The organism is Streptomyces sp. AB3(2024) (assembly GCF_041862025.1).
In the GTDB taxonomy this organism is placed as follows: domain Bacteria; phylum Actinomycetota; class Actinomycetes; order Streptomycetales; family Streptomycetaceae; genus Streptomyces.
The window spans coordinates 1-11,990 of sequence record NZ_JBGWAB010000184.1; the positions used below are offsets into that span (position 1 = coordinate 1).

At 72.4% G+C, this 11,990-nt stretch carries 10 protein-coding genes and 1 pseudogene; all 11 read left to right on the top strand.

Going from position 1 to position 11,990, the window contains the following annotated elements; genetic code table 11:
• The coding region (locus ACEPPI_RS37540) for a DUF5941 domain-containing protein (RefSeq protein WP_373919752.1) at positions 1–1,491 on the top strand (1,491 nt) is incomplete at its 5' end.
• Positions 1,488–2,240 carry a sugar phosphate nucleotidyltransferase gene (locus tag ACEPPI_RS37545; RefSeq protein WP_373919753.1) on the top strand — a complete coding sequence of 251 codons (753 nt, stop codon included), beginning with the start codon at positions 1,488–1,490 and terminating at the stop codon, positions 2,238–2,240. The genes ACEPPI_RS37540 and ACEPPI_RS37545, both read left to right, overlap by 4 nt.
• Entirely contained in the window at positions 2,228–3,289 is a 1,062-nt protein-coding gene (locus ACEPPI_RS37550; protein WP_373919754.1) for an iron-containing alcohol dehydrogenase family protein, read from the top strand. The genes ACEPPI_RS37545 and ACEPPI_RS37550 overlap by 13 nt, the downstream gene beginning before the upstream one ends.
• Entirely contained in the window at positions 3,267–4,046 is a 780-nt protein-coding gene (locus ACEPPI_RS37555) for a CDP-alcohol phosphatidyltransferase family protein (protein ID WP_266843840.1), read from the top strand. Before ACEPPI_RS37550 ends, ACEPPI_RS37555 begins: the two co-directional genes overlap by 23 nt.
• 8 nt (positions 4,047–4,054) lie before the next feature.
• The gene (locus tag ACEPPI_RS37560) at positions 4,055–4,927 is read left to right on the top strand and encodes a glycosyltransferase family 2 protein (protein ID WP_373919758.1); all 873 of its coding nucleotides are present in this window, start codon (positions 4,055–4,057) and stop codon (positions 4,925–4,927) included.
• Between the two features lie 95 nt (positions 4,928–5,022).
• Positions 5,023–5,952, top strand: coding sequence for an ABC transporter permease (locus ACEPPI_RS37565; RefSeq protein WP_373919755.1), 930 nt, complete (start codon positions 5,023–5,025; stop codon positions 5,950–5,952).
• Positions 5,945–6,727: an ABC transporter ATP-binding protein gene (locus tag ACEPPI_RS37570; protein ID WP_266843843.1), complete on the top strand. Its 783-nt coding sequence runs from the start codon at positions 5,945–5,947 to the stop codon at positions 6,725–6,727. The genes ACEPPI_RS37565 and ACEPPI_RS37570 overlap by 8 nt, the downstream gene beginning before the upstream one ends.
• Positions 6,728–7,097: 370 nt before the next feature.
• Complete coding sequence (gene hpnC, locus ACEPPI_RS37575) at positions 7,098–8,021, top strand: squalene synthase HpnC (RefSeq protein WP_373919759.1); 924 nt, start codon at positions 7,098–7,100, stop codon at positions 8,019–8,021.
• On the top strand, positions 8,018–8,989 hold the full coding sequence (gene hpnD / locus ACEPPI_RS37580; protein ID WP_373919756.1) for a presqualene diphosphate synthase HpnD: 972 nt from the start codon (positions 8,018–8,020) through the stop codon (positions 8,987–8,989). Before hpnC ends, hpnD begins: the two co-directional genes overlap by 4 nt.
• 157 nt (positions 8,990–9,146) lie before the next feature.
• Positions 9,147–10,592: pseudogene (hpnE, locus tag ACEPPI_RS37585) on the top strand (hydroxysqualene dehydroxylase HpnE); the annotation flags it as partial.
• A gap of 56 nt (positions 10,593–10,648) precedes the next feature.
• On the top strand, positions 10,649–11,743 hold the full coding sequence (locus ACEPPI_RS37590; protein WP_373919757.1) for a polyprenyl synthetase family protein: 1,095 nt from the start codon (positions 10,649–10,651) through the stop codon (positions 11,741–11,743).
• The last annotated feature ends 247 nt before the right edge of the window (positions 11,744–11,990 follow it).

The window sequence follows — 11,990 nt, forward strand, 5'->3', positions numbered from 1 at the left end:
GCGCCCGCGGGCGGCGGGCCCTACGCCGACCGGCTCGCCGCCGCCGTCGAGGCCGACGGGACCACCGTCCAGCGGCCCGAGCTCGGCACCCTGGTCGCCGCCGTGCCCGGCACCGACGCGGAGCGCGCCGAGGCCGTCGCCGCCGTCGCCGCCGTGGACGACGAAGCGGTGCGGCTGCGCACCGCGGTGAAGTCCCGCGACGGCTTCTTCACCACCTTCTGCATCAGCCCGTACTCGCGCTACATCGCCCGCTGGTGCGCGCGCCGCGGCCTCACCCCGAACCAGGTCACCACGGCCTCGCTGGTCACCGCCCTGATCGCGGCGGGCTGCGCGGCCACCGGCGACCGCTGGGGCTACGTGGTGGCCGGCGTCCTGCTGCTCGTCTCCTTCGTCCTGGACTGCACCGACGGGCAGCTCGCCCGCTACTCGCTCCAGTACTCGACGATGGGCGCCTGGCTCGACGCGACCTTCGACCGCGCGAAGGAGTACTCCTTCTACGCGGGCCTCGCGCTCGGCTCCGCCAGGAACGGCGACGACGTGTGGGCCCTCGCGCTCGGCGCGATGATCCTCATGACCTGCCGGCACGTCGTCGACTTCGCCTTCAACGAGGCCAACCACGACGCCACCGCCAACACCAGCCCGACGGCCGCCCTGTCCGGGCGGCTCGACAGCGTCGGATGGACGGTCTGGGTCCGCAGGATGATCATCCTGCCGATCGGTGAGCGCTGGGCCATGATCGCGGTCCTGACCGCCTTCACCACCCCGCGCATCGTCTTCTACGCCCTGCTGGTCGGCTGCGCCTTCGGCGCCCTCTACACCACCGCCGGCCGGGTCCTGCGCTCCCTGACCCGCAAGGCGAAGCGCACCGACCGGGCCGCGCGGGCGCTCCTGGACCTCACCGACTCCGGCCCCCTCGCCGAGCTGGTCGCGAGGTTCGTCTCCCACCCCGCGCGCACGCTGCGCCTGCCCTTCGCCGTGCTCGGCGCGGTCCTCGTGGTCGCCGCCGCCTGCTACGAGCCCTTCGGCTCGATGACGGTCGTCTACGCCGCCCTGCTGTACGCGGTGCTCAGCGGCGACGCCGTCGGCGCCCCGCTGCGCGGCGCGCTGGACTGGCTGCTGCCGCCGCTGTTCCGGGCCGCCGAATACACCACCGTCCTGGTCCTCGCCGTCAAGGCGGACATCCCCGGGGCGCTCCCGGCGGCATTCGGCCTGATCGCGGCGGTCGCCTACCATCACTACGACACGGTCTACCGCATCCGCGGTGGCACCGGTGCGCCCCCGCACTGGCTGGTGCGGACGATCGGCGGGCACGAGGGCCGGGTGCTGCTCACCGCGGTGCTGGCCGCCGTCCTGGCGTCGCGCGCGGCGGACTTCCCCGTCGCGCTCACGGTCACGGCCGTGTTCGTGGCTCTGGTGGTGCTCGTGGAGAGCATCCGCTTCTGGGTCTCCGCCGGAGCACCCGCCGTACATGACGAAGGAGAACCAGCATGATCGGCCTTGTACTCGCTGCCGGTGCCGGACGCCGCCTGCGTCCCTACACCGACACCCTGCCCAAGGCCCTCGTGCCGGTCGGCCCCGAGGGGCAGGAGGAGAGCCTGACGGTCCTCGACCTGACCCTGGGCAACTTCGCCGAGGTCGGCCTCGCCGAGGTCGCCATCGTCGTCGGCTACCGCAAGGAGGCCGTCTACGAGCGCCGCGAGGCGCTGGAGGCCAAGTACGGCGTCAAGATCACACTGATCGACAACGACAAGGCCGAGGAGTGGAACAACGCCTACTCCCTGTGGTGCGCGCGTGACGTCCTGAAGCAGGGTGTGATCCTCGCCAACGGCGACACCGTCCACCCGGTCTCCGTCGAGAAGACCCTCCTCGCCGCCCGCGGCAACGGCCAGAAGATCATCCTGGCCCTCGACACGGTCAAGAACCTGGCCGACGAGGAGATGAAGGTCGTCACCGCCGACGGTCAGGGTGTGCGCAAGATCACCAAGCTGATGGACCCGGCCGACGCGACGGGCGAATACATCGGCGTCACCCTCATCGAGCCCGAGGCCGCCGAGCAGCTCGCCGAGGCGCTGAAGACCACCTTCGAGCGGGACCCCGACCTCTACTACGAGGACGGCTACCAGCAGCTCGTCAACGACGGCTTCACCATCGACGTCGCGCCCATCGGGGACGTCTCGTGGGTCGAGATCGACAACCACGACGACCTCGCCAAGGGCCGGACGATCGCATGCCGGTACTGACGCGGCTGATCCCCTCGCCCGTTGTCGTCGACATCAGCCGAGGGGCGATGGACGACCTGGCCGGCCTCCTGGCCGACCAGCGCATCTCCGCGTCCGGCAAGCTCGCCATGGCGATCAGCGGGGGCTCCGGTCAGGCGCTGCGCGCCAAGCTGGAGCCCGTCCTGCCGCACGCCGACTGGTACCCGGTCGTCGACGGCACCATCGACTCCGCGGTCAAGCTCGCCGACGACATAAAGGGCCGCCGCTACGACGCCGTGGTGGGCCTGGGCGGCGGCAAGATCATCGACGTGGCGAAGTACGCCGCGGCGCGGGTCGGCCTGCCCATGGTGGCCGTCGCCACCAACCTGTCGCACGACGGGATCTGCTCCCCGGTGTCCATCCTGGACAACGACAACGGGCGCGGTTCCTACGGCGTGCCCACGCCGATCGCCATGGTGATCGACCTCGACGTGATCAAGGACGCCCCGGTGCGGTTCATCCGTGCGGGCATCGGAGACGCGATCTCCAACATCTCGGCCATCGCCGACTGGGAGCTCTCGCACGCGATCACCGGCGAGGCCGTCGACGGCCTGGCGGCCGCCATGGCCCGCACGGCGGGCGAGTCGGTCCTGCGCCACCCCGGCGGATGCGGGGACGACGAGTTCCTCACCGTGCTCTCCGAGGGCCTCGTGCTCTCCGGCATCGCCATGTCGATCAGCGGCGACACCCGGCCCTCGTCCGGTGCCTGCCACGAGATCAGCCACGCCTTCGACCTGCTCTACCCGGGACGCTCCGCCCTCCACGGCGAGCAGGTCGGCATCGGCGCCGCCTTCGCCATGCACCTGCGCGGCGCCGCCGAGCAGTCCGGGCTGTTCGCCGAGGTCCTGCGCCGCCACGGGCTGCCCGTGCTGCCCGAGGAGATCGGGTTCAGCGTGGACGAGTTCGTCGCGGCCGTCGACTACGCCCCCCAGACCCGTCCGGGACGCTTCACCATCCTGGAGCACCTCAACCTGTCCGCAGCCGAGATCAGGGACGCTTACGCCGACTATGCCCAGACCATCCGTAGCTGAACTCCGGCCCGTCGTTCACCCGCCGGGCGTCAAGGACCGGCGCAGTGGCGAGCACTGGGGCGGCCGCCTGTACATGCGCGAGATCTCCCTGCGCATCACCCGTCTCCTGGTCACCACCAAGGTCACGCCCAACCAGCTGACCTACGTGATGACCCTCGCCGGTGTCCTCGCCGCGCCCGCCCTCCTGGTGCCCGGCATCTGGGGCGCCGTCCTCGGCGTGGTCATGGTCCAGCTGTACCTGCTGCTCGACTGCGTCGACGGCGAGGTCGCCCGCTGGAAGAAGCAGTACTCGCTCGCCGGGGTCTACCTGGACCGGGTCGGCGCCTACCTGTGCGACGCGGCCGTCCTGGTCGGCTTCGGCCTGCGCGCCAGCGACCTGTGGGGCGGCGGGCGCATCGACTGGCTGTGGGCCTTCCTGGGCACCCTCGCGGCGCTCGGCGCGATCCTGATCAAGGCCGAGACCGACCTGGTCGGCGTCGCCCGCCACCAGACGGGCAAGGAGCCGGTCAAGGAGGCCGCCTCCGAGCCCCGCTCCTCCGGCATGGCCCTGGCCCGCCGGGCGGCCTCCGCACTCAAGTTCCACCGCCTGGTGCTGGGCATCGAGGCCTCCCTGCTCATCCTGGTGCTGGCCGTCCTGGACCAGGTCCGCGGCGACCTGTTCTTCTCCCGGCTCGGCGTGGCCGTCCTGGCCGGCATCGCGCTGCTCCAGACCGTGCTGCACCTGGTGTCGATCCTGGCCTCCAGCAGGCTCAAGTGACCGCGCCGATGCGGCTGGGCGCCGTGATCATCACCATGGGCAACCGTCCCGACGAGCTCAAGGCGCTGCTGGAGTCGGTGGCCCGCCAGGACGGAGACCCCGTCGAGGTGGTCGTCGTCGGCCAGGGCGTGCCGGTCACCGGCCTGCCCGAGGGCGTGCGCACCGTCGAGCTGCCCGAGAACCTGGGCATCCCGGGCGGCCGCAACGTCGGCATCGAGGCCTTCGGCCCCGGCGGCGCCGACGTGGACGTCCTGCTCTTCCTCGACGACGACGGGCTGCTGGAGCGGACCGACACCGCCGAGCTGTGCCGGCAGGCCTTCGCGGAGGACCCGGAGCTGGGGATCGTCAGTTTCCGCATCGCCGACCCGGAGACCGGTGCCACCCAGCGCCGTCACGTGCCCCGGCTGCGCGCCTCGGACCCGATGCGCTCCTCCCGCGTGACCACCTTCCTGGGCGGCGCCAACGCCGTCCGCACGACGGTGTTCCAGCAGGTCGGAACCCTGCCCGGGGAGTTCTTCTACGCGCACGAGGAGACCGACCTGGCCTGGCGGGCGCTCGACGCCGGGTGGCTGATCGACTACCGGGCGGACATGGTGCTGCTGCACCCGACCACCGCCCCGTCCCGGCACGCGGTCTACCACCGTATGGTGGCCCGTAACCGGGTGTGGCTCGCCCGCCGCAACCTGCCCGCCCCGCTGGTCCCGCTCTACCTGGGCGTCTGGCTCGCGCTGACGCTCGTGCGCAGGCCCTCGGCGCCGGCGCTCAAGGCCTGGTTCGGCGGGTTCAAGGAGGGCTGGACCACACCCTGTGGTCCCCGGCGCCCCATGAGGTGGCGTACGGTCTGGAAGCTGACCCGGCTGGGCCGACCGCCTGTCATCTGACAAGCTCACGTCTGGGAGCATGGCCCCATCACGGGTCCGGCGCTCCAGCCCCGATGCCCCTCCTGCCGCATCTTGAAGACGGAAAGTTTCAACTTGTGAGTGACACAACCCACGACGGCGCCCTCGCCACGAGCAAGCCGCCGTCCGACGACGCGGGCCTGAGCCCCGCCGAGCTCGCCAGGAAGTACGGCCTCTCGGTCAGTGGCGCTCGGCCCAGCCTGGGCGGATACGTGCGGCAGCTCTGGGGCCGGCGCCACTTCATCATGGCCTTTTCGCGGGCCAAGCTGGTGGCGCAGTACAGCCAGGCGAAGCTCGGCCAGATCTGGCAGGTGGCGACCCCCCTGCTCAACGCGCTCGTCTACTACCTCATCTTCGGCCTCATCCTGAACGCGGGCCGCGGCATGGAGAAGGGGGTGTACATCCCCTTCCTGGTGATGGGCATCTTCGTCTTCACCTTCACCCAGAACTCGCTGATGGCGGGCGTCAGGGCGATCCCCACCAACCTCGGCCTGGTGCGCGCGCTGCACTTCCCGCGCGCCTCGCTGCCGATCTCCTTCTCCATGCAGCAGCTCCAGCAGCTGCTGTACTCGATGATCGTCGTGGTCATCGTCGCGGTCGCCTTCGGGAACTACCCGCAGCTGTCCTGGCTGCTGGTGATCCCGACGCTGGCCCTGCAGTTCGTCTTCAACACCGGCCTCGCGCTGGTCTTCGCGCGGATGGGGTCCAAGACCCCCGACCTCGCGCAGCTGATGCCCTTCCTCACCCGCACGTGGATGTACGCCTCGGGCGTGATGTTCTCGATCGGCACGATGCTGAAGGACAAGCCGGCCTGGATCGCGGACGTCCTCCAGTGGAACCCCGCGGCGATCTACATGGACCTCGTCCGCTTCTCCCTGATCGAGGACTACGGCGCGTCGAACCTGCCGCCCCACGTCTGGCTCTTCGCGGTCGGCTGGGCCGTCCTCATCGGCGCCGGCGGCTTCGTGTACTTCTGGAAGGCTGAGGAGCGTTACGGCCGTGGCTGAGATCACCCGGGGCCTCGTGCCCACCGTCATCGCCGACGAGGTGCACATCGTGTACCGCGTCAACACCGGCAGCTCCGGCAAGGGCAGCGCCACCGCGGCGCTGAGCAAGATACTCCGCCGCGGCAAGGGCGACTCCCCGGGCGTCCGCCGGGTCCACGCCGTGCGCGGGGTCTCCTTCACGGCGTACCGCGGCGAGGCCATCGGCGTCATCGGCTCCAACGGCTCCGGAAAGTCCACCCTGCTGCGCGCCATCGCGGGCCTGCTGCCCTGCGAGTCCGGCAAGGTCTACACCGACGGCCAGCCCTCGCTGCTGGGCGTGAACGCCGCCCTGATGAACGACCTCACGGGCGAGCGCAACGTGGTCCTCGGCGGTCTCGCGATGGGCATGACCCGCGAGCAGATCAAGGAGCGCTACGAGGACATCGTCGACTTCTCGGGGATCAACGAGAAGGGGGACTTCATCTCCCTTCCCATGCGCACCTACTCCTCGGGCATGGCGGCGCGCCTGCGCTTCTCGATCGCGGCTGCCAAGGACCACGACGTCCTGATGATCGACGAGGCCCTCGCCACCGGTGACCGCAAGTTCCAGGTCCGTTCCGAGGCGCGCATCCGCGAACTGCGGGAGAAGGCGGGCACGGTCTTCCTGGTGAGCCACAACAACAACTCCATCCGCGACACCTGCAGCCGGGTGCTGTGGCTGGAGAAGGGCGAACTCCTGATGGACGGGCCCACCGAGGAAGTCGTCTCCGCGTACGAGAAGGCCACCAGTCACTGACCGGACGCTCCGGCCCGCCGGATCCGGCCGTCGCAGGCCCCCGTCGCACCGCGCGCCGGGGGCCTCGCCGTGCGGCGGGATCCGGCCGGGGGCCGACATTCCGGGGTGCCGTGGACACCCGATAGGCCCCCGCGGCGTTGTACAGCGTAAGCTGAAGCAGTTCTCAATCACGCCAAGAGGGGACGATTCCCCACAACCGGTTCTCCCCGGATACTCCCGGGTAAACTTCGGCGGCGTGTCCGAAATGGGATGACTTGGGTCGGCAGTGTAGAACGGGAGACGTGACGGCAATGGCTACGGGAATTCTGCGGTCCCCAGGCGCAGTGGCCGTCCCCGCCGCGGGCGGCGGGCGGTGACCGCCGGGCCCGGCATCCGGCCCGGCACCCCCGCCGCCGTCCTCGACCCCCACTCCCGCGCCACCCTCGCCAAGGCCGCGGCGGAGAACTTCCCCGTCGCCCCCGCCTTCCTGCCCCGCGCCTGGCGCGAGGGTCTGACGGCGGTCTACGGCTACGCCCGCCTCGTCGACGACATCGGCGACGGCGACCTGGCCCCCGGCGGCCGTGACGCCGTGCTCCTGGGCCTCGACGCGGCCGCGGTGGACGACCGCCCCGCCATGCTCGACGCCTTCGAGGCCGACCTGCTGCGCGTCTTCGGCTCCGCCGACGGCCCGCCCCGCCACCCCCTGCTGCTGGCCCTGCGCCCCGTCGTGCGCGACCACGGCCTCACCCCCGAGCCCTTCCTCGGGCTCATCGAGGCCAACCGCCAGGACCAGCACGTCACGCGGTACGCGACGTACGCGGACCTCCTCGCCTACTGCGAGCTCTCCGCCAATCCCGTCGGCCGCCTCGTGCTCGCCCTGACCGGTACCGCCACCCCCGAGCGGATCCGCCGCTCCGACGCCGTCTGCACCGCCCTGCAGATCGCCGAACACCTCCAGGACGTCGCCGAGGACCTCGGCCGCGACCGGATCTATCTCCCCGCGCAGGACATGCGCCGCTTCCACGTCACCGAGAACGACCTGCGGGCCCCGTCCGCCGGAGCGTCCGTACGCTCCCTGGTCGCATTCGAAACCGAACGCGCACGCGAACTCCTGAATGAAGGCACCCCCCTCGTGGGTAGCGTGCACGGCAGGCTACGGCTGCTGCTCGCGGGGTTCGTGGGAGGAGGGCGCGCCGCCCTGCGTGCTATTTCGGCCGCAGGCTTCGACGTGCTCCCCGGCCCGCCCAAGCCCACCCGGAGCCTCCTGCTCCGCGAGGTGGCCGCCGTCCTGCGCACAGCGCCGAGAAAGGGGTGAGCCCGAACGTGGAGGGCCCCACACACGCGTCCGCTCCGTCCGCTCCGGTCCTCGCGGCCTACAGCTACTGCGAGGCTGTCACCGGCACGCAGGCGCGCAACTTCGCGTACGGCATCCGGCTGCTGCCCACCGACAAGCGGCATGCGATGTCGGCGCTGTACGCCTTCTCGCGGCGCGTCGACGACATCGGCGACGGCACGCTCCCGCCCGAGGCCAAGCTCGTACGGCTGGAGGAGACGCGCGCCCTGCTCGGCCGGATCCGGGCCGAGGAGGTCGACGAGGACGACACCGACCCGGTCGCCGTCGCCCTCGCCCACGCCGCGCGGCGCTTCCCCATCCCCCTCGGCGGCCTCGACGAACTCATCGACGGGGTCCTGATGGACGTCCGCGGCGAGGAGTACGAGACCTGGGACGACCTCAAGGCCTACTGCCGCTGCGTGGCCGGGGCCATCGGACGGCTCTCCCTCGGCGTCTTCGGCACCGTGCACACCGGCGGCCCCGGAGCCTCCGAAGCCGCCCGCGCCGACGAGTACGCCGACACCCTGGGCCTGGCCCTGCAACTCACCAACATCCTGCGGGACGTCCGCGAGGACGCGGCCAATGGCCGCACCTACCTCCCCGCCGAGGACCTCGCCAAGTTCGGCTGCTCCGAAGGCTTCCACGGCGACCGGGCCCCCGCCGGGTCCGACTTCGCCGGCCTCGTCCACCACGAAGTACGGCGCGCGCGGGCCCTGTTCGTCGAGGGCTACCGGCTGCTGCCCATGCTCGACCGGCGCAGCGGCGCCTGCGTGGCCGCGATGGCCGGCATCTACCGCCGCCTCCTGGACCGCATCGAACGCGAACCCGAGGCCGTGCTGCGCGGGCGCGTTTCGCTGCCGACCCACGAGAAGGCGTACGTCGCCGTGCGCGGCCTCTCGGGCCTCGACGCCCGCACCGTCTCCCGCCAGAGCACGCGCAGGCGCGTCTGATGCGGCGCACGAGGACCCCCGCCCCGGCCCGCCCCGCGGCGGATCCGGCCGACGGCCGGGCAACCCCGGCCGCCGCGGCGGCGTCTCTCCCGGCGGGCGAAGGCCGTGGTCCGCGCCGGGCCGCGGCGCACCGAGGCATGCCCGCCCCCACCGCCCGCCAGGGCCACCGCACCACGGGGGAGGACGCATGAGCACCGCCGACCAGAGCACGCGGCGAGGCGCCGACCAGGACGCCGAGCGGCATGCCGTCGTCGTCGGCGGCGGACTCGCCGGAGTCACCGCCGCGCTCCGGCTCGCCGACGCCGGACTGCGGGTGACCCTGCTCGAAAGCCGCCCCCGGCTCGGCGGCCTCGCGTTCTCCTTCAAACGCGGTGAGCTGACCGTCGACAACGGCCAGCACGTCTACCTCCGCTGCTGCACGGCCTACCGGTGGTTCCTGGACCGCGTCGGCGGCGCGGACCTCGCCCCGGTCCAGGACCGGCTCGACGTCCCCGTCCTCGACGTCGCCCACCCCAGGGGACCCCGCCTGGGCCGGCTGCGCCGCAGCGCCCTGCCCGTCCCCCTGCACCTGGCCGCCTCCCTGGCCACCTACCCGCACCTCTCGCTCGCCGAGCGGGCCAGCGTGGGACGCGCCGCCCTCGCCCTGCGCCGCCTCGACCCGGCCGACCCGGCGCTCGACGGCCTGGACTTCGCCACCTGGCTCGCCCGCTACGGGCAGTCCCCGCGCACCGTCGAGGCCCTCTGGGACCTTGTCGGCATCGCCACCCTCAACGCCACCGCCGACCAGTCCTCGCTGGGCCTGGCCGCCATGGTCTTCAAGACCGGCCTGCTCTCCGAGAACGGCGCCGCCGACATCGGCTGGGCCCGGGTCCCGCTCGGCGACCTCCACGACACCCTCGCCCGCAAGGCCCTGGACGCGGCCGAGGTGCGCACCGAAGTGCGCACCCGGGTCACCTGCGTCTCCCGTACCGACGACGGGAACTGGCGGGTCGACACCGAGGAGGAGTCCCTCGCGGCGGGCACCGTCGTCCTCGCCGTCCCGCAGCGCGAGGCCCACGGGCTGCTCCCGCCCGGGGCGCTGGCCGACCCCGACAAGCTCCTCGACATCGGCACCGCGCCCATCCTCAACGTCCACGTCGTCTACGACCGCAAGGTGCTCAGGCAGCCCTTCTTCGCCGCCCTGGGCTCCCCGGTCCAGTGGGTCTTCGACCGCACCGACTCCTCCGGCCTGACCGACGGCGGCCAGTACCTGGCCCTGTCCCAGTCGGTGGCCCAGGACGACATCGACGAACCGGTGTCCGTCCTGCGCGCCAAGTACCTGCCGGAACTGGAGCGGCTGCTGCCCGCCGCCCGCGGCGCGAAGGTGCGCGACTTCTTCGTCACCCGGGAACGCACCGCCACCTTCGCCCCGAGTCCGGGCGTCGGACGGCTGCGCCCCGGCAACCGGACCGACACGCCGGGCCTCTATCTCGCCGGTGCGTGGACCGCCACCGGCTGGCCCGCGACCATGGAGAGCGCGGTCCGCAGCGGCACCGGTGCGGCCGGGGCGGCACTCGCCGCCCTGGGCCGTCCCGCCGGACGTCCTCCGTGGGAGGCGGCATGACGACCACGACCACCAGCACAACCGGCACAGCACGTACAGGAACCAGAGGAGAGCCAGTGAACCCGGGGAACCCGGCCGTCGAGAACACGGCTGCCAGTGTGGGCACGGCCGGCGGGGAGCAGGCGGACACGCTCGCCCTCCTGGAACGCGGCCGCACGCTGTCGACCCCCGTGCTCCGCGCCGCCGTAGACCGGCTCGCGGCGCCCATGGACACGGTCGCCGCCTACCACTTCGGCTGGATCGACGCCCAGGGCAACGCGGCGGACGGCGACGGGGGCAAGGCCGTCCGGCCCGCCCTCGCCCTGCTCTCCGCCGAGGCCGCCGGAGCCTCCGCGGAGGTCGGCATCCCGGGCGCCGTCGCCGTGGAGCTCGTCCACAACTTCTCGCTGCTGCACGACGACCTGATGGACGGCGACGAACAGCGCCGCCACCGCGACACGGTCTGGAAGGTCCACGGACCGGCGCTGGCTATCCTCGTCGGCGACGCCCTCTGCCCCGGCCCCACCGGGGACCGGCTGGAGGGGGCCCCGGGCGGGGGGGGCCGGGCGCCCCCCCGCCTGACCACCGCCAGCCGCAAGCTCATCGACGGCCAGGCCCAGGACATCTCCTACGAGCACCGCGAGAGCGTCAGCGTCGAGGAGTGCCTGGAGATGGAGGGCAACAAGACGGGCGCCCTGCTCGCCTGCGCGGTCTCCATCGGCGCCGTCCTGGGCGGCGCCGACGACCGCACCGCCGACAAGCTGGAGGAGTACGGCTACCACCTCGGCCTCGCCTTCCAGGCCGTCGACGACCTCCTCGGCATCTGGGGCGACCCGGAGGCCACCGGCAAGCAGACCTGGAGCGACCTGCGCCAGCGCAAGAAGTCCCTGCCCGTGGTCGCCGCCCTCGCCGCCGGCGGACCCGCCTGCGAGGAACTCGCCCGGCTGCTCGCCGCCGACGCCAAGAGCAACGACTTCGAGAACTTCTCCGAGGAGGAGTTCGCCCACCGCGCCGCGCTCATCGACGCGGCGGGCGGCCGGCAGTGGACCGCCGACGAGGCCCGGCGCCAGCACGCGGTGGCGATCCGGGCCCTGGACGACGTGAACATGCCGCAGCGGGTACGGGACCAGCTCGTCGCCCTCGCCGACTTCGTCGTCGTGCGCAAGAGGTGATCGCCACCCGGCAGCGGATATGAAGCGCGAGTCGCCGGCCGGCGCCGCCACCTGCTAGCGCGCACCGGCCGACGGCAGACCCCAGCACAGCAGAGGACACTGTTCTAAGGGGAAGCCATGACAGCGACGACCGACGGCGCCGGTGCGATGGCCCGCGGTGCGGATCCGGAGCGCGAGGAAGGGACGGCCGGGATCGCCACCCCGGCGCCCGCCGCGCCGGCGGGCGCGCCCGGGGGGCCGCCCGGGG

Excerpts from the sequence above, each read along its gene's own strand:
- ACEPPI_RS37550 (WP_373919754.1), top strand. The coding sequence starts at position 2,228 with ATGCCGGTACTGACGCGGCTGATCCCCTCGCCCGTTGTCGTCGACATC.
- ACEPPI_RS37560 (WP_373919758.1), top strand. The coding sequence starts at position 4,055 with ATGCGGCTGGGCGCCGTGATCATCACCATGGGCAACCGTCCCGACGAG.
- ACEPPI_RS37545 (WP_373919753.1), top strand. The coding sequence starts at position 1,488 with ATGATCGGCCTTGTACTCGCTGCCGGTGCCGGACGCCGCCTGCGTCCC.
- ACEPPI_RS37555 (WP_266843840.1), top strand. The coding sequence starts at position 3,267 with ATGCCCAGACCATCCGTAGCTGAACTCCGGCCCGTCGTTCACCCGCCG.